General features: G+C 47.6%; 20 protein-coding genes and 1 pseudogene. 6 read left to right on the forward strand and 15 right to left on the reverse strand.

The window, feature by feature from the left end; all coding sequences use genetic code 11:
* The first annotated feature begins 81 nt into the window (after window positions 1-81).
* The 3 genes and pseudogenes from JFN88_RS25450 to JFN88_RS12775 form a co-directional block, all read left to right on the forward strand.
* The gene (locus tag JFN88_RS25450; RefSeq protein WP_199019678.1) at window positions 82-300 is read left to right on the forward strand and encodes a helix-turn-helix domain-containing protein; all 219 of its coding nucleotides are present in this window, start codon (window positions 82-84) and stop codon (window positions 298-300) included.
* A gap of 604 nt (window positions 301-904) precedes the next feature.
* Window positions 905-2,479 carry a recombinase family protein gene (locus JFN88_RS12770; protein WP_199019680.1) on the forward strand — a complete coding sequence of 525 codons (1,575 nt, stop codon included), beginning with the start codon at window positions 905-907 and terminating at the stop codon, window positions 2,477-2,479.
* A gap of 39 nt (window positions 2,480-2,518) precedes the next feature.
* Window positions 2,519-2,902, forward strand: a pseudogene (locus JFN88_RS12775) (manganese catalase family protein); the annotation flags it as partial.
* 503 nt (window positions 2,903-3,405) lie between these two features.
* On the opposite strand, the gene JFN88_RS12780 reads toward JFN88_RS12775, so the two are convergent.
* The 5 genes from JFN88_RS12780 to JFN88_RS12800 all read right to left on the reverse strand — a co-directional run bounded on the left by JFN88_RS12780 (window position 3,406) and on the right by JFN88_RS12800 (window position 9,484).
* Window positions 3,406-3,564, reverse strand: a complete 159-nt coding sequence (locus JFN88_RS12780; protein ID WP_199019681.1) for a hypothetical protein — start codon at window positions 3,562-3,564, stop codon at window positions 3,406-3,408.
* Between the two features lie 388 nt (window positions 3,565-3,952).
* Window positions 3,953-4,597, reverse strand: a complete 645-nt coding sequence (locus JFN88_RS12785; RefSeq protein WP_199019682.1) for a hypothetical protein — start codon at window positions 4,595-4,597, stop codon at window positions 3,953-3,955.
* 285 nt (window positions 4,598-4,882) lie between these two features.
* Entirely contained in the window at window positions 4,883-6,706 is a 1,824-nt protein-coding gene (locus JFN88_RS12790) for an ABC transporter substrate-binding protein (RefSeq protein ID WP_199019683.1), read from the reverse strand.
* Between the two features lie 80 nt (window positions 6,707-6,786).
* Window positions 6,787-8,016 (reverse strand): ABC transporter permease, encoded by a 1,230-nt coding sequence (locus JFN88_RS12795; protein WP_199019684.1) that lies wholly within the window; start codon window positions 8,014-8,016, stop codon window positions 6,787-6,789.
* Window positions 8,017-8,029: 13 nt separating this feature from the next.
* Complete coding sequence (locus tag JFN88_RS12800) at window positions 8,030-9,484, reverse strand: ABC transporter permease (protein WP_379166897.1); 1,455 nt, start codon at window positions 9,482-9,484, stop codon at window positions 8,030-8,032.
* Between the two features lie 145 nt (window positions 9,485-9,629).
* Between JFN88_RS12800 and JFN88_RS24860 the strand changes: the two genes are divergently transcribed.
* The gene (locus JFN88_RS24860; protein ID WP_199019685.1) at window positions 9,630-11,369 is read left to right on the forward strand and encodes an ABC transporter ATP-binding protein; all 1,740 of its coding nucleotides are present in this window, start codon (window positions 9,630-9,632) and stop codon (window positions 11,367-11,369) included.
* A gap of 80 nt (window positions 11,370-11,449) precedes the next feature.
* Here JFN88_RS24860 and JFN88_RS12810 read toward each other — a convergent pair whose 3' ends face one another.
* From JFN88_RS12810 to JFN88_RS12835, 6 genes are all read right to left on the reverse strand, one after another.
* Window positions 11,450-12,295 carry a metallophosphoesterase family protein gene (locus tag JFN88_RS12810; protein WP_199019686.1) on the reverse strand — a complete coding sequence of 282 codons (846 nt, stop codon included), beginning with the start codon at window positions 12,293-12,295 and terminating at the stop codon, window positions 11,450-11,452.
* Between the two features lie 78 nt (window positions 12,296-12,373).
* Window positions 12,374-12,715, reverse strand: coding sequence for a DMT family transporter (locus tag JFN88_RS12815; protein WP_199019687.1), 342 nt, complete (start codon window positions 12,713-12,715; stop codon window positions 12,374-12,376).
* Window positions 12,712-13,500 (reverse strand): HAD family hydrolase, encoded by a 789-nt coding sequence (locus JFN88_RS12820; protein ID WP_199019688.1) that lies wholly within the window; start codon window positions 13,498-13,500, stop codon window positions 12,712-12,714. The genes JFN88_RS12815 and JFN88_RS12820 overlap by 4 nt, the downstream gene beginning before the upstream one ends.
* 14 nt (window positions 13,501-13,514) lie before the next feature.
* On the reverse strand, window positions 13,515-14,879 hold the full coding sequence (locus JFN88_RS12825) for an ABC transporter substrate-binding protein (protein ID WP_199019689.1): 1,365 nt from the start codon (window positions 14,877-14,879) through the stop codon (window positions 13,515-13,517).
* 48 nt (window positions 14,880-14,927) lie between these two features.
* The gene (locus JFN88_RS12830) at window positions 14,928-15,773 is read right to left on the reverse strand and encodes a carbohydrate ABC transporter permease (protein ID WP_233167775.1); all 846 of its coding nucleotides are present in this window, start codon (window positions 15,771-15,773) and stop codon (window positions 14,928-14,930) included.
* Window positions 15,774-15,806: 33 nt separating this feature from the next.
* Window positions 15,807-16,628 (reverse strand): carbohydrate ABC transporter permease, encoded by an 822-nt coding sequence (locus JFN88_RS12835; RefSeq protein ID WP_199019869.1) that lies wholly within the window; start codon window positions 16,626-16,628, stop codon window positions 15,807-15,809.
* Window positions 16,629-16,871: 243 nt separating this feature from the next.
* Here JFN88_RS12835 and JFN88_RS12840 point away from each other — a divergent pair, with 243 nt between their 5' ends.
* The gene (locus JFN88_RS12840; protein WP_199019691.1) at window positions 16,872-17,417 is read left to right on the forward strand and encodes a GbsR/MarR family transcriptional regulator; all 546 of its coding nucleotides are present in this window, start codon (window positions 16,872-16,874) and stop codon (window positions 17,415-17,417) included.
* 73 nt (window positions 17,418-17,490) lie between these two features.
* Window positions 17,491-17,763 carry a hypothetical protein gene (locus tag JFN88_RS12845; RefSeq protein WP_199019692.1) on the forward strand — a complete coding sequence of 91 codons (273 nt, stop codon included), beginning with the start codon at window positions 17,491-17,493 and terminating at the stop codon, window positions 17,761-17,763.
* A 17-nt stretch (window positions 17,764-17,780) separates the two neighbouring features.
* Here the strand turns inward: JFN88_RS12845 and ytvI are convergent, their stop codons facing one another.
* From ytvI to JFN88_RS12865, 4 genes are all read right to left on the reverse strand, one after another.
* Window positions 17,781-18,812, reverse strand: coding sequence for a sporulation integral membrane protein YtvI (gene ytvI / locus JFN88_RS12850; protein ID WP_199019693.1), 1,032 nt, complete (start codon window positions 18,810-18,812; stop codon window positions 17,781-17,783).
* A gap of 30 nt (window positions 18,813-18,842) precedes the next feature.
* Window positions 18,843-19,979 (reverse strand): radical SAM/CxCxxxxC motif protein YfkAB, encoded by a 1,137-nt coding sequence (gene yfkAB / locus JFN88_RS12855; RefSeq protein ID WP_199019694.1) that lies wholly within the window; start codon window positions 19,977-19,979, stop codon window positions 18,843-18,845.
* Window positions 19,980-20,218: 239 nt separating this feature from the next.
* Entirely contained in the window at window positions 20,219-21,331 is a 1,113-nt protein-coding gene (locus tag JFN88_RS12860; protein ID WP_199019695.1) for an HD-GYP domain-containing protein, read from the reverse strand.
* A gap of 255 nt (window positions 21,332-21,586) precedes the next feature.
* On the reverse strand, window positions 21,587-23,044 hold the full coding sequence (locus JFN88_RS12865) for a bifunctional metallophosphatase/5'-nucleotidase (protein ID WP_233167777.1): 1,458 nt from the start codon (window positions 23,042-23,044) through the stop codon (window positions 21,587-21,589).
* Window positions 23,045-23,201: the final 157 nt, after the last annotated feature.

Genomic DNA, 23,201 nt, shown 5'->3' on the forward strand with positions numbered 1-23,201 from the left:
TAGGGACATCTTTCCATAGATATAATTATTTTAGAACAAATGTTCGTGTCCCGCAAGAGAACACTTTAAAGGAGAGTAACGATGCGGTATGAGCCGGATCGTTGTCGCCTCCATCAACTCTACAAAGAAACTGGTATATCTCAAAGAGACCTCCATATACTTACAGGATTATCAGAGAGTCAGTTGTCTGATTACGCACATAATCGCAAAATAATGGGACTAGGAATAGCTTATACAATTTCCAGAGCTTTGAGATTGCCTAATATAGACCCTATCTATACATGGCGTAGAGTAGATTGAGACGCGGAGGAATTTTTCCTCCCGATCCGGTAAAAACTTCTACTGCGGTAGAAGTTTTTAATGTTCCACATCGTGTAACCTTTTACTATATTATATATGCATTTGATAGATAAATCTGTCGAACCATGTCGTAAGAACTATGCAACTTAGGGGGGTTCAAATGCACACTTTCCTTATTAATAAAGGCTTCTCGGAGATACGACAACTTCGGAATTATCGACAAATTTCACGATTCGGCCTTTTCTTGTGTTTCGAGTGTTAATTACTCTATTCGTGTTGACTATCGTTGACTTATCATATAGTTCAAATCCATGCGGCCTATAAGCTATACTAATGTCCCTCAACGTAATGAGCGGCGCAAAATCTCCATAGGATGTATGGTAAACTGGAATCGCATCCGACCATTTTTTAGGACGGTACAGGGTTATGTAATTCACTTCTTTCAATTTAACAACTTCATAGTCTGTCTCGTCCCACGAACGGTCCGATATCTTGATAGCTAAAAATTGCAAATCCTCACCTGCTCTCTCATGATGTCATAGATATTTTGGTTGATTATGGAGCAGTTGTCATTGCATAAATAATTACAATTGGAGGCTGGCTAATGGCATACACACTACCACCAGGAGACTACTGCGCTTACCTTCGCAAATCTCGCAAAGACATAGAAGCGGAAAAAAGTGGTGATGAAGATACATACGCACGCCATGAGCGTATCCTGATTGATCTTGCCAAACGGTACGGAATTACTATTAAAAAGATTTATCGTGAGCAGCCGATCAGCGGCGAGAAAATAAAAGCCCGCCCTGAAATGCAAGAATTGCTTTCAGATGTAGAGGACAATGAGTGGAAAGGGGTTTTGGTGGTTGAAGTTGAGCGACTTGCCCGAGGCGATACAATGGATCAAGGGATCGTAGCCCAAACATTTAAATTTTCTGACACACTAATCGTTACGCCTATGCGGGTCTATGATCCAAATAATTCAGACGATGAGGAATATTTTGAATTCGGTCTTTTTATGTCGCGCCGGGAGTTTAAGGTAACCACCCGCCGACTACAAAACGGCCGAAAGGGAGCGGCTGAGGAAGGGAGATATCCCGGTAACATTGCTCCTTATGGTTATGATAGATACAAACTTCCGAGCAAGGGATTTTCCTTGAAGCCAAATCCTCAAGAGGCACCGATAGTGCAGTTGATATTTGCGCTATACACTCACCCGGACCCAGAACAGCGCATGGGTACCTCAAGAATTTCCAGGCATCTCAATGAAGTGCTGCAGATACCTACAAGGACAAACAGCATGTGGATAGTCGCTACGGTTAACGGGATACTACGTAATCCTACTTATGCAGGTTTTGTGCGCTGGAATAGCAGACCATCTGTTAAACGTAGAGATGGAATAAGCAGGCCGCGCAGAGCACGGAAAGATTGGAATGAATATAAGGGCCTGCATGATCCATTAATTAGTATCGAGACATATGAATTGGCTTTACAACTACTGGCTCAAAACGGTCACACTCCTGCTCCAACAGGGAAAATAAGCAACCCATTTGCTGGTCTAATCCGCTGTGGTTATTGTGGGGGGGCCATCGTCAAAAAACCGGATAAGAAAACACATGATTTTGTCCTGTGCATCAAACCGGGATGCAGGAATGTTTCTTCTTACTATCATCTCGTTGAAGATCGTGTATTACAGGGGTTGGCTCAATGGCTGGAGGCGTATAAGGCAAGTTGGGACAATGATATGTTTACTGGTAGCAATGACCAACTGAAATTGCAAGCTTTGCAGGAATCATTAAAAAATGCAGAGAAGAAAAGGAACGAAATTGCAGGGCAGCAAAACGAATTGCATGACTTGCTGGAAAAAAAGATTTACACTGTTGAAATGTTTTTATCCCGGTCTGCTACACTTGCTGACCGGCTCTCAGATATTGAAGAAGCGATTAAGAGGACTAACGCGGAGATTGAACTAGAAGGGAAGAGACAGGAAGCGAGAGTCGAAATCATTCCCCAGGTTGAGCATGTTTTGAGTATTTATAAAGAACTTGATGATCCGGCCCAGAAACAAGCACTTATGAGGTCTGTGTTGAGCAGGATTGTGTACAGAAAGGCCAGCGGCGGGCGCTGGAGCGGAAAAGAAGACAAATTCGAACTTGAACTCACACCTCTAATCCCTTGATTTATAAGGGTTTTTCATCACAGATAAGTATAGTGCGCAAAGGAGTTCGCCCATTTGGAAATGATTGCCACCATGGTCTACAAGCTGACGAAGGACGCTACGCCGCAGCAGCTTGAGGAAGCAGGGCTGGGGGCGCATTTCGCCAATCATGACGGGGCGCTGTTCTACGAGAATGCGGCGGGCGTGCCTTGGACCGCATCCTATATTGCTGCCAAGGGCGATCCGCTGGCCGATCTGTACGAGGATATTGCCGCAGAGGAAAAGGCCCGCGCCACTTACCAGTGGCTGATCGATATGACCGATGACGTCGATCTGCAAGACGGCTTGAAATTTCTGCGCGAACGGGAAATTATCCACGCGCTCAGGTTCCGGGAAGCGGTGGAAATTATTAAGGAAAAACGTGAGGAAAAAACGTATTATTAGACAGGAAACCGCGCTGCTTCTTCCCTCATTTGAAGACTGAAGCCCCTTACTTTATGCTTCTGCTCTATTGAAGTTGTATAACTATTGCTGTCCGCAAATAAAATTCAATAAGCTGGCTTGGGTTAATTCCGACGCCAGCTTATTGAGTAGGATTTTTCTAATTGTCCATTAAAATAGGGCTTGATCAACTCTCTTCAAAGCTTTTTCAATTTAATGACTATGAACTAACTTCCAGATGCCTGGCTATCAGAGAGTAACTTCAACTTAGGACCTTCAATAGAAAGGTTACCATCACTTAATTTAAATACTTGAGTGTTGCGAAAATATTGTCGTCGACGAAGGTCGTATAAGATCAGAAATATAGAAGCTTCGTCGAATGAATGAACACAAGAAGGACATCGCCTTTGAATAGAGAAATTTTGGGTTACGACGCCAAAATTTTCAGTTAAAGGAGATGTCCCAATCCTATGGTATCCCTCTATTTGCCGATCGTCAAGTTCATTTTAGCCTTGAAGCTGGAATTCTCTAAACCGCAGCTTGGTCATCTGTTTACCCTCGTTCACGGTATCATTCTTTGTGCCGGGCGTAAAAATATAACTCAAATCCAGCATGCTGCTAGAGGAGAGCGACACCTCAGTAATGTCACGAATTTTTTGAATCATTCTCCGTGGTGCATCAATCGCATGCAGCGCCGACGCATGCAATTCGTAATGGATAAGATCCGCACAAAACGAGCAAAGAGCGGTGATTCCCGGCAACTTGTAAAGAATAAACTAATACCATAATAGGCTCAAAACCAAAATTAGTGGTTGCCCTCTAGTAAGGAGGGAACGCTGCGTGGCAGAGGATTCTTCCGATCGCTGTTAAAGCCCGATTCCTTTATAGGATGGAGACTAGCAGGGGGAATCCGGCTTTAAAGGCGACCACTAGCGTTTCTCCAGAATTCCTCTGCCCCTTCGCTGCTATCTCCTCGATGTCAACCACTAATTTTTAGATTGAGCCCCATAATAAGTACTAAAATAATTTTATTTTTCACTTATGCTACTCCTCTTAATTAGTCTCATAACCTAGATTTTTGCATTCATTAATTGGACCACAGCCAGTAATAGTATTTTTATTATTTACGTCAAGTGCCAAACTTCCATATCTATTTTCAAAAAAAAGAAACAAACTATAATCTAAATTCTTATTCTTAAGCGAGCGAATTTTTACTAACAAATCAATTTCATTTCGTTTAAAATCTTCATTTGTTGTTTTTACTAAAATTAATGTAAGCTTTCGACTACGACTAGTAGAATGTTTACTTTCTTTTAAATTTATTTCATACGGTAGCCCATACTCACGAATAATATTTTCTACTTCACTAAATGTTTGCTCTTGAATACTGTCGTGTATAGGAGGTTCATAACTTTTAATTTTTGCTATCTGGCTTTGAACAAATGGAGTAAAAACTATGGATAAAATAAATATAAAAATACATGCAATTACATAGGCTTCCAACTGTTTTCTTAAAAAGTACAATACTGATGAAAACACAGCCATCAGACTTATAAAAATTAATAAAGCTTTTTTAAACTCGCTTCCATTTGAAAAATTTATCCATCCACTAGCACTGTCAGTTGGATAAGTCAAAAGTATTGTCATTATTAAACCAAAACTATAAACCCCCAATACGCCGCTCAATACAAGCATCACCGTGATAAGCAATCCCTTTAATGTAATTTTGAGCTTTCTCTTTTCCTTTTCTATAACTTATTCCCCCTACTAAAGAATTAAATAAAATATTATTATTTCTCTCCTCTCAATTGACTACAGTATAATCGCAATTACAAGTCGAATGCTGTGTAATTATGACATTTAATGAAACTTTATAAAATCTTTACATTCTTCCGCTTAATCTAGGTTTTAATATTCAAAAAAAAACAACCCCGGCGATCTCATCAAGAGACTGCCAGGGTTTGCTTCAAAATACGTTTATGCTTATTTTTCCGCTCTGTAAGCGTTCAGGAATTCCTTCACTTTTGCCGCATCAGCTACCAGCTCATTGCCAGTCTTCACGATTGGGCTTACAGTGGATACAGCTTTAATTTTGTTGTTTTTGTAAAATTGCAGAATCTCATCCTGGTTCACAGAGTACAGGACGGCTTTACGCAGATTCTCGCTCTTGGCTACATCTCTGTTGGCGGTGTTGAAGAGCAGATACGTTACGGCATTGCTCTCGATCGTTACGAGCTTCAGCTTGCTGTCGCCGTTGACAATATCATATTTGGTCTCTGGAATCGCGAACAATTGGTGAATTTCACTGCTGCGCAGCGCGGAAAGCGCACTGTCGGCATCCGAGATGAAGCGAACTTTTACTGTCGAGATTTTAGGCTCGAATTCCGATCCTTTACGGTAACCCGGATTTTTGTAGAAGGTACCCTCATAGTCATTTTTGGAAGACAGAATGTAAGGGCCGCTGGTGTACAGCGTATTGTTGTACTTGTTGCCTTCTGTGACGGTGTTCTGGTCTCCGTAAGGAATATCCTTGTTCACATCGAATTTGGCTACGTCATACGTATTGATGCTCTCTACCTGCTTCTTGGACACAATACCAGCGGACTGGTGAGCCAGATAGTTCAGAACTTGCGGGAACGGCTCAGTCGTTGTCAGCTTGATGACTTGGTATTTTCCTGCTTTGCTGTCAGCTTGATTTTTATCGGATACAAGCGATTGAATTTTCGTGTCCAGTCCAGCTTCCAGCGCTTCTTTGACCGATTTGTCGCCTGCAGCTGTCTTCAGACCTTCAAGCGCAGACAGGTCACTGACTGTCTCTACAGTTTTAATGTGCTCGTGCAAGGTGAATGTGCGGTGATCCGGTACGGAGTTTTTATCCTTCGCACGGTTCAAGGAGAAGATAACATCATCGGCCCCTACACGCTCGCCGGAATCGACCGCTTTTTTGTTTTCAATTTTGGCGAAGTTGATATCGTCGCGCAAAATGAAATAGTATTCGGAATTGCCTTCCGCAATCGTATGGTTGTAAGACAAGGAACCGTCGGATGTAATGACATCATCATCCGTCAGGTTAATCAGACGAACATACATATTTGTGTTCAATTGGTTGATCGAACCGTCGTTGCCTTTGATCGGGTCAAGGGAAGTCAGTACGGAAGCGATCTGAGTCAGGTTCAATGAATCTTTATCCCGCTTGGAAGTGTCATTGAAATCAATCGTTTCCCATGTCAAAGCGCGAGATTTAGACAGTCTGACGCTGTCCGGGTTCAAAATATCTTTGTTGATCGCCTGGCTTTTCAAGGAAATATAAAGCGGTGCGATATAAGCTTTGTCAAATACAAGGCGCTGTTCCAACTGCTTGTAGGTTTCGGTATACTGCTCTTTGGTTTCTGTAGCCGCTTTTTCGATCAGCGCGTCGATTTCCGAATCCGCCAAAATGCTGTAATCGCCGCCTGTTTTGAACAGGGATCTCACGGCATAGTCAGGGTTTCCGGTAACAGTTGTCCAGCTTGATACAGCAATGTCATAGTTGCCCGCATCCTGCTGGGCTTTGAAGGTGCTGTAGTCCGGCTGGATGTTCAGCTTAACGTTAAAACCGTTTTTGGTCAACTGATCCCGCAAAATATTGGTATCTGATTCATTAGAGCTCATTGCGAGCAGTTCAATGTCTACCGGTTTCTGGTTCTTGGTATCCTCCGTTGCAGTCTCTCCATCCTTGACTTGAACGTCGGTTTTCGTTTTAACGGAGCATCCGCTAAGTACGACCATAAGTGCAAGCAAAAGTGTAAATACAGTGCGTTTCTTCATTGCTGTTTACCTCCATTAATTTATATATATAGTCGGTTTTCGCGTACGAAAAACGTGGACTAGCTTTTTTAGGATACCCGTCAGCCCAGCTTCGGATCAAGCGCATCCCGAAGTCCGTCTCCCAGGAAATTAAAAGATAAGACAAGGGCAATTATCGCCACTCCCGGATAAATTGCCAGATAAGAATGCGACTCCAGATAGGCGCTTCCCAGCTTCAAAATGTTGCCCCATTCCGGAATATGCGGCTCTACGCCTAACCCAAGGAAACTAAGACTGCTCGTTGAGATGACCGCAGCGCCAATCGTCAAGCTAGACTTGACAATCATAGGAGCAACCGAATTGGGAATGATATGCTTCAAGAGAATCGTTGAATCTTTGGCTCCGAGCGCCCGCGCAGCTTCGACATATTCAAATGTCGAGACGAGCAGCACATTTGCCCGCATCGTTCTGGCAAAGGTCGGAATCGCACCGACGCCGAGCGCGATAATCAGGTTTACCGTGTTAGCCCCAAAAGCGGCAATTATCGCAATCGCGAGCAGAATACCAGGGATCGCGTACAAAATATCCAGCAGACGCATGATAATATTATCGGTCCTCCGTCCGTAATAACCGGATATGGCCCCTAGCAGACCGCCTGCAACAACAGGCAGCAACGTCGAGAAAAAGCCGACAATCAGGGAAATGCGCGCTCCGAAAACAATGCGCGAGAACAGGCAGCGGCCAAAATTATCTGTGCCAAGCGGATACGCCAGACTTGGATGCTGGAGAATCGCACCGTAGTTGTTCTCGGTCGCCATAGCAATATCAAAAGTAAAAAAGCTGCATATCGAAATTGAAAACAAAAAGACGATAAATGACAGCCCGACCATCGGCATAGTACTCCGGGTCAGCTTCGTCCATACATCTGCCCATCTGTTGGCAGCCAGATTGTCTTTGCCGCGGTATTTCACCAGCAGATTCAATCCGAGCAGCAGAGCGAAGAGATTTCCCGTCACAGAGGTTGCAATGAGCAAGCCGGCTACCCATGGCAGCCATGGCGCCGGTCCGCCCCGCTTCACATGACGGTTAATCGGCAGCAGAATAGCCAGATGGAACAAGGAAATCAGTGTCAAGCCAAACATCGACGGCAAGAAGGTGTCCGAAACATAAGGCTTGAACATGTTTAATGCCGATACGGCAATAACCAGAATACCGTTAAGCAGCATATAGAAAGCCAGAATGGATTCCGGGCTTCTTTGCTTCTTGGCAAAGGCCGCCGAGATGGCAGGATTTCCGGAGCCGCCGGTCGATTGTATACGGGTTTGAGTCATGGTTGCACCTGCTTTAGTATTGTTTCATCTTGGTTCGAATTCTGGGATCAAAAAAGGCATACAGCACATCGATAATGACATTGACAAGCGATATTGTAATGGCCGTATAGACGACGCCCCCCATAATGCTCGGAATATCGGGGATGAATTGCTTGTCTATAATATAGCTGCCAAGCCCGCTAATGTTGAACACTTTTTCCGTTACCGCGGAACCGCCCAGCATACCGCCAAACTGCAAGCCAATCACTGTAATGATCGGAATAATCGCATTGCGTATGGCATGTTTCATCAGCACTTGCCGCCTGCCAAGACCCTTGGCTTTGGCCGTAATCATATAATCCTCACTAATGACCTCCAGCATGGAGGATCGCGTCATCCTCGCTACAGCCGCCGTCAGGCTTGTCCCAAGCACAATAGTCGGCATGATGATGGACAGCCAGTTCTGCGGATTGAACGTAGCCGGAAGCCAATGAAGCTTGATGGAAAAGTTCAAAATAAAGATCAGACCCTGCCAGAAGCTCGGAATCGACAAGCCGATCAGCGCGATGAACATAAAGCTATAATCCCACAATGAATTACGACGGGTAGCTGAAATGATTCCCACCGGGATAGCAATGATAATCGCCAAAAGAAGCGAAATCAGCGTCAGCGTAAGTGTAATGGGAAATTTCCTGGCGATCGTCTCGGTGACTTGTTCATTGCCGGCAAAGGATTTGCCCAGATCGAAGGTGGCAATGCCTTTGATACTGTTCCAAAGCTGCACGAGATAAGGTTGATCAAGCCCATACACATGGTTGAAATTGGCAATCTGCTCTTTGGTTGCCGTTTCCCCTAGAATATTGGCAGCCGGATTCATCGGCGACACATACAAGATACTAAAGACCAACACCGAAACACCGAAAATAACGAATACGCTCATCACAAATCTTTCAAAAATATATTTCAAATACGGATTGCTATATAGTAAAATTATAATGTACATCAAAAGTCCGGGCACAAAGGAAAGCGTCAGGAATAACCGCTGTTCTATCAACGATTGAGCTGTCGTCGTGAATGTAAGCTTCTGCTTTTGGCTGATCTGAAGCTGCCGCGACATCTCCTCTTCTACCGCCTCGCGAAAGCGTGCTTTCGCCAATTTTTCAGTATGGCGTTCAAGCTCCCCTTGGCTGACTTTCTGACCAAAAAAGTTGTACTTATGGATCAATTGCTGGCGGCTCTCTTCCCTTAGTCTGTCAAGCAGACGGTCTTGCAGCAATTGAGCGCGTGTCTCCTGCAATAGAGTGTAGTAAGTGCCCTTGCTCTTTCTTAAAAGGTAGACCAAATATATAAAGATGGTAACCGGAGCTCCTAATGCCAGCACAACAACCCGATAAGACGGATTTGTAAGCATTTTGGCAAATGCGCTGCTAAGGATACCGCTAAATGATGTATCTCCGCGTTGCTCGCTGGTTATCCGCGCTGCGTCCACAACATTCCTTGCCCCCTTGATGATCAAATTGCATTATTCCGATGAATATAGTATATTTTATTTTAGAATACAATATATTTTATTTAAGAATAAATTTTCTGTCAAGCTTATGTCTAAATAATCGTACAACTGGCAGGTGTAACAGATGGAATCCATATTGCAAGTTAATAATTTGAGCGTCTCCTTCTTCAGCGGAGACCGGGAGACCGAAGCCGTCCGAAGTGTAAGCTTCGAGGTTGGCAAGGGCGAAACGCTTGGTATTGTAGGAGAGTCCGGCAGCGGCAAAAGCGTGACGGCCCGCTCGATCATGCGGCTGCTGCCTTCACCTCCTTCTCATATGAAGAACGGTGAAATTTTGTTTTTCGGACGCAATCTTTCCGCCTGCTCCGAGAAGGAGATGGAAAGCATCCGCGGACGGGATATCGGCATGATCTTTCAGGACCCGATGACTTCACTGAATCCGACGATCAAGATCGGGGAGCAGATCGCAGAGGTGCTGATCAAGCATCAGAAACTCTCACGCAAGGAAGCGAAAAAAGAAGCGCTGGAGATGCTGAAGCTTGTCGGCATCCGTAATAGCGAGACACGATATAATCAATATCCCCATGAGTTTTCCGGCGGCATGCGCCAGCGGGCGATGATTGCCATTGCCTTGGCCTGCCGTCCCGCGCTCCTGATCGCGGACGAGCCGACAACAGCGCTGGATGTGACCATTCAGGCGCAAATCCTGAAATTGATGAAAAATATTCAGGAGCGCTTTGGCACCTCCATCATCCTGATCACGCATGATCTAGGCGTTGTGGCAGGCATGTGCGACCGGGTAGTTGTCATGAAGAACGGAGAGATCGTCGAGCGCGGGACGACCCATGATATTTTTGAGCAACCCCGCCATCCTTATACGCTCAAGCTGCTGAACTCCCTGCCCCGGCTGGATGAGAAGAAGAAGGCGAAGCTTGTTTCTCCTTTATTAGCCGGACGCGACACTTCACACCCGTTGATTGAGGTCAAATCGTTAAAACAACATTTCGACCTCGGCAAAGGGAATGTGCTGAAGGCTGTTAATGATATCAGCTTTCACATTAAAGAGGGAGAAACGCTGGGGGTAGTCGGCGAGTCCGGCAGCGGCAAATCGACAACCGGACGCGCCATTTTGCGTCTACACCAGCCGACTGGCGGCGAAGTGCTGTATCAGGGCATGGCGGTGAACCGTCTGACCTCATCCGAAATGAAGATCATGCGGCGCCATATGCAGATGATCTTCCAGGACCCGTATGCTTCCCTTAATCCGCGCCTGAAGGTGGTGGATATTATCGGAGAGGCGCTCGATTTGCATCAACTCACCGGCAGCAGCTCTCAGCGACTCAAGCGGGTCGAAGAGCTGCTTGATATGGTCGGCCTTGATCCGGCCTTTGCTCTGCGTTATCCACATGAGTTTTCCGGCGGCCAACGTCAGAGAATCGGAATTGCCCGCGCGCTCGCTGTCGAACCCAAGTTCATTGTCTGCGACGAGCCGCTCTCTGCGCTGGATGTCTCGATCCAATCCCAGATCGTCAAGCTGCTGGAAGAATTGCAGCAGCGCCTTGGGCTTACGTACCTGTTCATTGCCCATGATCTCTCCATGGTAAAACATATCAGCGATCGGGTAGCGGTTATGTACATGGGAAAAATCGTCGAACTGGCCGAGAGCGAGGAGTTATACGCGAATCCGCAGCATGAATATACGAAATCCCTTTTGGCCGCCATTCCCGTACCTGATCCGACAATCGAATCCAAACGGTTGAGAGCGCCGTTCAAGGAATACGCAGACGCGGACAAGTATCAGGTGGAAAATTCCAAGCTGGTCGAGGTGTCCCAGGGACACTGGGTAGCCATGCCTGCAGGCTGACAGAAGTTAAGAAAAGCCCAACGTAAAACAAGCCAAGCACCCCTTTCCTCACAAGAAAGGGGCGCTTGGCATATCTGGAGTTAACTCGTCTTCAAAGGAACTACAAATTGCGCGGCTTCGATCCATTTGCCTTCTGCAAAATCTCTCCCCTTCACAAGTACACGATCCTCATATACATCGACATAGAAGCCTTGGCTTCCATCCTTATGTTCATCTTCGTCCGTCCACAGATAAGCTGTAGAAGCGGCATTGAAGCAGGTCGCCATATGATCTCCGCCTTCGAACATGATCGCCTTTGCTTCCAGCTCCCAATGCGTATGTCCGGTGAACAAGATCGCCTGCGGATACCGGGACAAAATCTGTCTGAGTTCCTCATCCTGTACAACCCCATACCATTCCTGCTCCTCCATGGAACCGGCAACCGTGTTCAGAAGCGGCTGATGGAGGAAGAGAAAGATCGGCTGATGAGCAGACGCCTGCTCAGCCAGCTTTTCTTCTAGCCATTGCAGTTGTACCGGGGACAGGTCGCAGTGGAGCCTCAAACCCTTCTCTGTGCCGAGGAAAATAAAGTGATAGCCGTCAATCCAGTGATCATGGTAAGGACTGTTCGTCCCGCAATTCTTGAAATACAGCGAGGAACGCGCCTGCCAGTCCCCTAAGCCGACGTCATGATTGCCGAGCGTAAAGCGAATATTCGGCAATCCCTCTTTGTTCTCAGCGATGATCCGGTGCAGCTCCATATACTCCTCCGGATGCCCATGGTCCGTAATATCGCCCGCATGCATAATGCCGCAGCTGTTGTCTGCATGTTGAATAATATCTTTGAGCGACCGGTCAAAATTGACATTATGCACATGCTCCGAATCTATAGTCACATGCGTATCTGTAATCACCTGAAAAGAAATGACTGGTTTGTCTGTTGACATGTGTCTAAAAGCTCCTCTCTATATAAGCTTAAGCCGCTTCATATCAGCCAATTCACTATTGAAGTCCCGACCCTGCTGTCAATGAACCTTTGCACTCAGATTCAGTCCCACAACACCAGCCACAATGACTCCACTCCACAGGAGCGAGGCCAGTGACAGCCGCTCCGAGAAAAAGAAAACGCCTGCCACTGTAATGAGAATGATCCCCGCACCCGACCAGATCGCATAAGCAACACTTATCTTGAATGAGTGCAATGCAAAATTAAGCGATGTAAAGCTGATTCCGTAGCAGACGAACATGAGAATGGACGGCCATAATTTCGTGAAGCCTTGGGACAGCTTCATGGAAATGGTTCCGGACAGTTCAAATCCGATTGCCAGGATCAGAAACAGCCAGCCCCAGCCGATTCCATCCTTCATCGTTCCATCCCTCCGAATTCCATTTCCTCATAGGAATGCACGATAACATCGGCATCCTGCAAATTACGGCTTACTAAAACGGCATCTCCTGAAGTGTCGATTCCGATGGCAGCAGCCGCCCCGGCCGCCTTGGCCATAATCATATCGCCATTCGTGTCGCCGATAATAGCAGTACGTGAAGGCGCAATCCCCAGTTCGCTGCAGGCGAGCAGCGCCAGATCTGGAAACGGCTTGCCGCGCGCCGCCTTGTCCGTACCTAGTACGACGGCAAAGTAATCGCGAATGCCCAGCCATTCCAGATGCCGCTCGGCAGGTTCCGTCTCGTCTGCCGTAACTACCGCAAGCGGAATGCGCAGCTTGCGGCACTGCTCAAGGAAGCCAACCACGCCTGGAATGCTTAATACCGGGCGCTCGCGCTCCAGCATCTCGTCAGCAGATATCCGGCAGGCGTGGGCCAGTTCTCTGGCCTCCGCCCACGATAGTCCTTGCGTATATCCCTGCCATGCCAGCAATGCGAGCAGATCGTCCAGTGTGCCCATCGCCAGCGGGCCATTGCGGTCATAATCAACCGCAACACCCCGAGAGTCTTGAATAAGGCCCCACAGGGACGGAGTAAGCTCCGCGGGAAGGGACAATCCCCGCAGCTCAAGGGCAGTAGCGAATCGTTTGATGATTCCCAGGCTCCAATTTCCCCATAGCGACATAAAATCAAGCAGCGTCCCGTCTTTATCCAGCAATATGCCGTCGACCATGTAGCGGCCGGTACCCATTCTCAGCTCTGGCATTGCGCCTCTCACCTCTACTTCAATTTATCCAGTTCTTTTTGCGCGATTACTTTCGCAGCTTTGAGCGCTTCAGCAGCCGAAATGTTTTCGATTTGTACTTTGTCCGCCGCAATTCTCAAAGCATCATTGATTTTACCGCCGGTTGGGTCGCTGAATGGTTCAGAACCATGGGACGCCTGACGCAGCGGAACACTGATTTGCGGGTTGGATTCACTGAATGATTTGAATTCAGGATCTTCAAGCGCAGAATGACGCACGGCAATATATCCGTTATCCATCGACCATTTAGCTGTGTTTTCCGTGTTGCTGAAGAAAGTAAACCATTTATATGCCGCTTCTTGCTGCTCCTTGCTTGCTTTCGCCGGAATCCCCGCCAATCTGGCTTCTGCAACCGGCTTGCCTTCGCCTTTACCTTCCCAGCCCGGTTGCTCCATTGCACCCAGAATATTAAAGTCCAGATCGCCCTGGTCGCCGCTGGAGCCTGTATAGCCTGCAGCTTGGCCCTTCATGACGTCATCAATCGTTTTGTACCAGTACTCCCAGCCTTGGCCTCCGGAGTGAATACGCATGATTTTATCTTCATGAATCCACTTGCGGAATTGCTCCCAAGTCTCGACCCATTCCGGAGAATCGATCAGCACCTGCTTGCCGTCATCGCTCAGCACTTTGCCGCCCTTGCCGAACACGGCATCCATCATGTTATCCTTGCCCCACATTGGCTCCCAGCCGTAGAACGTTGTTTTGTTGCCCTCTTTTTTCGTCATCTTGGCAGCAGCGTCCGCCAGCTTTTCCCACGTAGTCAAGGAAGCAGGGTCAATATTTTGCTCTTGGAACGCATCTTTGCGGTAGTACATCACCTGAGTTGTACCGTACAGCGGCAGGAAGTATTGAACGCCATCCACTTTACCTTGGTTCAGGAAAGTTTGAACGAAATCTTCGCTTTTGAAGTTGGGGTCGTTCTTGACCAACTCATCAAGCGGTGCAAAGTAGCCCTTGCGCGCCCAATCAACGTTGGAGCCCAGAACAGCCGCCGGGACTTGACCGGATGCAATTGCTGCCTGCAGCTTCTTCTCTGTCTCTGAATAGTCGCCCTGCACGATTCCTTTGACGATGACATCCTTCTGGGAAGCGTTGAATTTCTCAATAGTTTTAGCCATATTCTCGCCCAGCTTGCCGCCAAGCCCGTACCAGAACTCAATGGTTACAGGATCTTTGCTTGCCGGGATTTCTTGCTTGGCAGGTTGTCCGCTGTTAGTTGAAGCTTCTGATCCGGGTTTGGCCGTACCTGTATTGCCTGCACCTGTATTTCCGCCGCACGCCGCCAGAAACATCAAGCTGCACAGAACAGTCATTGCCCACCATTTTTTCATTTTCAACATGCTTTTTCTCCCCATTTCCATTAAATGTCGGTTCTCTAGCTTTTTCATTTAGCCCTTTTGCGAGCCTGCTGTCATATTAACGCTTTGCATAATGGTTTTTTGCGTGAATACAAAGACAATCAAAAGCGGTGCGATGGTGAATGCGCTGGCTGCCATAATGAGCGGCCATTTTAACCCGTAAGCACCTCCTTCAACGAAAAAGCTGCGAAGACCGGCGGATACAAGCATCATTTCCGGGCTCTTCGTTATGAGCATCGGCCAGAAATAGTTGTTATATTGGTCGATGAACGTAATAAGTGCCAGCACTGCAAATGAAGAGCGCGCAATCGGAGCAATAATCGTCCAAAGAATGCGCATATGCGATGCCCCGTCAATTTGTCCGGCTTCCACAAGTTCATGAGGAACCTGCAAGAATGCCTGGCGAATCAAAAAGATCGAAAATACACTCACGCAGTTGGAAATAATCAGACCGGTATAGGTATCCAGGAGCTGCAGCTTGGACAACACCAAATATCCCGGCAAATAGACCGCCGTACTCGGAACCATGTATCCGAGCAGAACAAGCGCCGACAATGCTCCTTTAAGCCTGAATTTCATATGCGCAAGCGCGTAAGCCATCATGCCAGAGTTAAATATCTGGATCAGTACAATAGCAAAGGCGACATAGATACTGTTGCTCATGTATTTCCAAAAAGGAGCAGCGGCCCAAGCATCTGCAAAATTGCTCCACAGCGGAACCTCCGGCCATAGTGTGGGCGGGGAACGCCAAATTTCGTCGTTCGTTTTCAGTGCGCTCGTGACCATCCAATAGAATGGGAAAGCCATCAGCAAGGATGCAACTGCAAAAATCAGATGTTTGACAAACCGGCTCAGCGGTCTTGGATTGGAAGCCAAGTCAGGTTGCTCCCCTTTCATCGCTTCATGGAATTAGTAATGTGTAGTCTTCCGGCTAACCGTCATCGTCAGCAGGGAAAACAGCATACAGATGATAATAAGTATGGTTGCTACAGTCGAGGCCTCCCCGATGTTGAACGACTCGAAGGCCGACTGATAATACATATACAGCAGCGTCCGGGTTGAACCGGAAGGTCCGCCCTGGGTAAGGACGTTAATTTGGTCATAGGCTTGCAAGGACTGGATCATCAGGACAACGAACAGGAACAGTGTCGTTGGCGAAATTAGCGGCAATGTCACCCGCATAAATCGCTGGAACCGGTTGGCTCCGTCCAAATCGGCAGCCTCCATCAAGTCCTCCGGCACATTGTTCAACGCCACCATGTAGAAAATCATCGCCCAGCCGACCAATTTCCATATGGTCACGATCAGGACGCCGACCAGCGCCCATTGCGGGTCTTTGAGCCAGCCCAGTTCCGGCAGTCCGAAAAATTTGAGGACAGTGTTGGCGAATCCGGCTTCCGGCTCGAAAATCCACGACCATACAATCGAGACTGCAACTGTCGGTGTCACCCAAGGTGAGAATAGCAGCGTCCGGTAAAATCCCCTCCCTTTCATACGCGTGTTCAGCAGCAGCGCCAGTCCAAGTCCAATCACGATGACCGGCACAACCGTCCCGATACAAAAAAACAGGGTTACGCCAAGCGCCTTGTAGAACGCCGGATTCTCAAACAGATAGCGATAATTGTCGAGCCCTACAAACAACTTGTCCGGACTCATAAAATCCCATTCTGTAAAACTTAAATAAAACACGTAAACCAGTGGCCCCAACCAAAAAATTGTGAATGGGATCATAGCGGGCAATGTAAAAAGTATCGGCCTCAGCTCGCGTACCCACGTCGAACCTTTCAATGTTGCACGCCCCTTCCAATGTTCTGTTCAAAAAAAATTGTACACTAAACCTTGCGCCGATTGGTTATAGCCGCGTAAAATGGACTTGCGACTTTTGTAAATTTTTTTGACGCAGCAGGAACAGAAGCTTTTCGCTTGGAATAGTAGTACACTGGACATTGAAATCTATTGAAATGCGGTGAGCCTGTGAAACAAGCAGCATTTGGTGAAAATAACCCGGATCTGTCGCCGCGCGAGCTTGCGCTGCGCCAAGTCATTGACGCAATTGCCCAAACGATGGATCTGTACGGAGCCAACTACTCATTCGGCCAGCTTTATGGCATTATGTTTTTCGAAGATCATCCGATGACCCTTGAAGATATGAAGCAATATATGAATATGAGCAAAAGCAACATGAGCTATGGCGTACGCTCGCTCATTGCTTCCGGCATGGTCAGTAAATTGGAGGAAAAACAGGAGCGCAAAGACCTGTACAAGGCAGAGACGAATTTCTTCCAAACCTTCAAGAGCTTCTTCACGATGAAGCTGCAGCGGGAGGTCGATGTGATGACAGCCGCCATTGAGGAGGCATTCCCGGAGCTGAGAGCATTGCTTGAATCTCGTGATGTGTCCGAGGAAGAGAAACTACGCATCGCGGGCGATCTGGAGAAGCTGAACCATGCAATAGAGTATTATGCCTGGCTTCAGCAGTTTGTGGACAAGCTGCAGGGGGACGATTATTTTCCGGTTTGAAAGTTTCAATTTGGCGAAGCTGCCGGTAATAGCGAAAATTGGGCGAAGCTGCGGGACAAAGGGGTTCTTCCGATTGCTGTTAAAGACCAATTTCCCCTTATTACATTTTTCATCTGTAGGAAATCGCCCTTTAAAGGCAACCACTTACGTTTCTCCAGAACCCCTTTATCCCTCCGCAATGCTCCTTTGCCGCGCTGGCGCTAAAGAACTGACAGAACATTTAAAACTTAAAACAATTCGTTTTACAAACAAAATGACCCGCGAGAAAGGACTGAATCAACCAGCCCTTCTTGCGGGTCATTGCGTTATGCATGACAGGATGCAGGAAGCAAACGACATGCCATAAGCTCGTCTGTCTTAGACTTAAAGCTTAATCTTCGTCTGCAATAATCCAGCTTCCCTGGCGGCGGTGTAAATAATGACAACCATAGGTCCGAGAAATACCCCGATGACGCCTACCAGCTTGAAACCAACATACAGACTGATAAGCGCAGACAGCGCCCCGATGCCTACGGCGTCGCCAAGAATTTTCGGCTCCACGACGCGCCGGAAAATCGTGATGAGCAGAAACAGCACCACAAGCCCTGCGCCTGTATAGGTATCCCCTGTACCCAGCAAATAAGCGGCCCATGGAATGAGAACAGCGCCTGTCCCCAATATGGGCAGCAAGTCGACGCATACAATGAGCAAAGCGATAGCAAGCGGATATTTTAAGTCCAGAAATAGAAGCCCTACCAAAGTAATCACATAGGTCATAAGGCTTAAAATCAATTGGGAACGAAGAAAGCCAAAGATAGAGCGGCGGAGGCTGGATAATACGTTATCAACTTGTTCACGGGATTTGGAATCGAATAGTGTGAGGAAGGTGCCCTTGAGCGTGTGCAGGCTGTAGCTGAACAAATAGACGGCTACCAAAAACACGATGAAGAAAATAAACAGGCCGGGTATCCCTTTGGCAAAAGCAACAAAAGAAGTGGAAACACCCGTCACAAGCGATGAGATGGAGTTGGAGAAGGTTGATATCCAGCTTTGAAGCTGGGATTTGGTATCCGGAGACAGGCTCGTGTAATAGAGTTCAATGTCCGCAATGGTATCCTGCACGAACAGATTGGCATCTCCCACATATTGAGGAACCTTATTCCAGAAATCAATCAACTCCGCAACCACCTTCACGCCAAGCAGCACCATCAAACCGATCAATACAATGGTAAATACTGTGCTGGTCAATGTAGCGGCGATAAATCTGGGGAGCCGGAATGAGCGCATCAGCAGCATAATCAGCGGCTCCATAAAAATTGCGACAACCAAGGCTAGCAGGAATGGCGCGCCTGCCGTAAACAGCAAATAAAGCAGCGCCAGTCCTACTGCCGCAGATACAATCGCACGGACCGACATTGGAGTGCTTCGCCTCCCTTCGGCTGTTCTTTAGAGAACAGCGTGGCGTGTAGTAAAGTCGGTGTCCTTGTAGTACATATCCTTCACCAGCAAATTCGGTCCGCAGCATCCGGCGGCAGGACAGCTGCAATTCACGCTCTGCGCAAGCGGATGCTCAAGCCAGCGGTCGAATACGTCGCTCAGCCGATCTTCCTTAATGTTGCCAAATGCCGGCACATCGGAGAAGTCCGTCACAAATACGTCTCCTGTAAACAGATTCACATTGAGCCGGTTCCGCCCGTCCGGGTCATTACGGACCGTCACATTGCGCTCACGGCGAAGACGGCCAAGCAGCCTGCGCTCCTCCTCATGATCGCTGCAAGCGAAGAACGGCAATGTCCCGAACAGCATCCATACATCCGGATCGCGATGGTCCAGCAAACGCTCAATTGCCGCTCTCATTTCCTCCTTGGACAGCATCGGCAAATTAGCGGCAAAGGCGCTCGGATACATCGGGTGGACTTCATGACGCTGGCATCCCATCTCCAGAATGAGCTTATGAATCGTATCGATATGCTGATGAGTGCGGTAGTTAATCATCGATTCTGCTGAAATCAGCATCCCATTGCTGCTTAACCGCTGCGAATTTTCAATCATCCGGTCATACAGCTTGGCTGCCGCGGCGACAGGCATTTTATGCGGGGATTTGGCGAAGCCGATTTCCAGAAAATCGTGGACATCCCTATAGTTAAAGGATATGTGCATCACGTCCAAATATGGCAAAAGAATTTCATATCGCTCATAATCAAGTGTCAGATTGGAATTCATCTGCGATTTTAGCCCTCTCTCCTTCGCATAGCGCAAAATCGGCACAATATAATCCCGTACCGTCTGAGCAGCGAACGAAGGCTCGCCGCCTGTGATGGAGATCGTCTGCAAACTATCTATTTCTTCCAGCCTGTTCAGCATTTGCGTTACCGGGAGCTTGCCCGGTTCATTGTAAACGAGCGTGTCGCCTACTGCGCAATGCTCGCAGCGCATATTGCACAGGTTGGAGACCGTCATCTCGACACTGGTCAAACGATGACGGTCATAGCGCTGTAGAGAGCGGATCGGGTCCCACGGATCTGTAGAAGGAGACAGAACAAGCGGATGCTTCGGTTGTGTATTGCGGGTCAAACTATTCATGTATATCAACACCTTTTAGTTGGTAACCATACTTTCTTATTGTAATGAACAGCACAGTCTCTTGCAATCAAAAAGCAGCCCTGTCCCTGAATGCCTGCAAACCGGCACTTTCAGATGAACAGCTAGCTGCTGCTTCTAAAACCAAATTTATCATACTTTTGCATCGCTCTGCTGCAGGAAATATCTGGGTCGATTCCAGAACAAATTTGAGGCAGTAATTGGACACAATTTGTAACATCTTAAATTTTAGCCGTCATCCCGGTATCGCTAAAGTTTACCTGGATGATCATCGTACTCAAATGCTTGGACAAGTCAATCTCATAAGGCGCAGCGAGTATCTCTCCAGCCTCGTTGTAAAGCACCCGGATAATCGGACGATGCGGGAAGGTCGAATTCGTATCGACAACTACCCCGCTCTCACCGGTATTAAGCTGAACCGTCAGGCCCACCGGATAGATGACAACCTTATCGCGGAACAGTTGTACCATACTTTGCTCATACAAGGTTCCCGTGCCCACATAAAGCTCCTCAATCGCCTGATGGGGCAACATCGGGGCCCGATATACCCGAGAGGTTGTCATAGCGTCATAAGAATCGACAAGTCCGATCCATTTCGCATACTCATGAATTTCATGGCCTCGGATGCCGCGCGGGTAGCCGCTCCCATCCAGCCGCTCATGGTGCTGGTAGGCACAATGCGCCACAATCAGCGGAATGTTGGGTTCATCCTTAAGCAGATAAAAGCCATGATCCGTATGCCGCTTCATCTCGTCGAACTCTTCATCGGTCAACGCTCCGGGCTTTAATAATATTGATGCCGGAACCTGCGTTTTGCCGACGTCATGAAGCAATGCCCCCATGCCCAGCTTCATCAGTTCTTCCTGATTATAGCCATGAGCCATCCCAAGCAGCGTTGTATAGATGCATACATTCAGCGAATGCTGAAACAGGTACGAATCTACTACGCCAATATTCATAAGCATGATCATTGCATCCTTGTGACTTCCGATCTCATCCATGACCATCGTCATAACTTGCTTGAACTGTTTGGCAATATACGGATAAGTCACGCCGCTTCGCAGCTTGGGAGCATTCATCATATCCTTAAAAGTCGTACGTATTTTATCAAGCGCACGAATGCGCGTCTCATCACTGATCAGTTCCGGGACAACAATGTCCGAGGTAAGCGAGTCTTCAATATATACAAAATTAATCCCGCTTTGGCGAAGACGGAAAATCAGCTTCTCTGTCAACTCCATATGCTCCCCAAGGAGTATAATCCCTTCTTCCGAAATAATTCGCTTCCCCAGCCGCATCCCCGGACGGCATAAAACTATGGGCACCAAACGCATATTATCGACTCCTGCCCGTCTTCTATTTGCTTCTTCCTGAATATTATACGCTCTATTAGATGAACGAATGGATGTCGAACAGGGTCTTCATGTGAACGCTCCAAAATCCTTTCACATGCTGGCGATTCGACTTCTGCTTCTTTGTTCAACTTATATCGTAATGTTAATGTAAGGCATTTTCAAGAAAAGAGCAACCTAAATAACGGGAATTTTCGACAACAATAGCAGCAGCAATCAAATTTCGACAATCAATCATCATTCATTTTGCATAAAATTTGAAGACCATCTGTTCAAAAAGCAGTGTTCCAACTCGCTTTCCTGTTGAAGCTGGGAAGCTAATACATCCCGAATGAACTCCGGCAAAAAGTAACGAAGGTTAAGACTATTCTTCAAGCTGAGATAGCCGACACCGAACGTAAACATATCAATTGTGCCGACTAAGTAGAAGGCGTCTGGTTCAAGCGCCTTGCCGCCAATTGTAATCTTTGTAATTCGAGCGTAAGGCGGACGGCCCCAATCATAGACAATCTGAAGACCATCAACAGCAAGCGACCCAAGCACCTCGCCGCGAAACCCAAAGCCTTTGATCGGTTTGCTGCGAAACTCATCCAACAGCGATTCCTCCAAAGCCTGGAGCAAATCGGCTCCTGTAAGCTGCATCTGGCAAGGATTGATGGGGGACGGACATAGCGCATGCAATTGCCCGGCTGTTACGCGCCCTGTCGCAAGGCCGCCCAGCAGTTGTCCCGTATTGACAAGGCCAATATCTGCACCTGCCCACTTCCTCAATCCGGCGGCCAGCAGATTAGCCAGCGGAGCATCTGTACCGTTCCCGGCAGGCAGCGGCTTCGCAAGCGTCACAACTTCCCGATCAAGACGTTGGCGGCCCGTATCCAAAAAGCTGCCAATAATAGCTGCCGCTCTCTCTTCCAGCTTCTCTGCCGCCATCGGCACGCAACTGGCGCGGATGACGGGGCGGCCTGTATCCAGATCCAGGTCAAGCTCCACCCGTCCCAAATATTCGCCAAACTTCCCCGCCGCGCATATAGTCGTCGTCCCTCTGACGAGCGGCTCCAGCAGAAGATGATGGGTATGAGCGCCGAGAATCAGATCGACGCCCGGGACTTCTGCAGCGAGTTTTTCATCGGAAGGCAGTCCAAGATGAGACAGTACAATGACAATATCCACTTGATCCCTTAAGGTGGCCACCTGCCGGCGCAACTCCTCAAAAGGCTCTGTGGCCTGCCAGCCTAACAGGCAATAAAAATCGGCAAACGCCGCGGTCACTGCCGTAATCCCGATTCTCAATCCGTTTTTAACGATTATATATGAAGGCAGCAGCCATTCAGGCCTTTCACCTGTTTCCATATCCAGCATATTGGCGCAAACCACCGGAAATTTCGCATGCTCTCGATACGCATAAGCCAGCTCTTCACGGGTATACGTCAATCCTTCATTATTGCCCAATGTAACAGCGTCGTACCCTGCCGCATTCAGAAGCTCAATATTGACAAGACCATCGCTGCCTTCGGTCTCCATTCGCATCCTGTCCATATGATCCCCGCAATCCAATACAAGCAAACGATCGTCCCCATATATACGGCGCTCGGCTGAGATATAAGAAGCGATTTGGGCGGCCTGTTCCAAACGGCTGTGAAGATCATTGCTGTGCAGCAGCACGACACGCAGAGCATGTTCTGCTTTTGTCCCCAATGCCAACGCTCCTCTCCTGAATATCCGAATCTGTCAACGCTGCACCAAGCAGCACGCCTTATTAGCATACCACTATTATACCGATTGGGATATCGTTCAATCTAGTGGTGCTATTAACGTTTTTAGACAGTTATCTAAATGATGGGCAGGATCGTTT

The sequence above is a fragment of the Paenibacillus roseus genome, from assembly GCF_016424485.1.
Taxonomy (GTDB): Bacteria; Bacillota; Bacilli; order Paenibacillales; family Paenibacillaceae; genus Paenibacillus_D; species Paenibacillus_D roseus.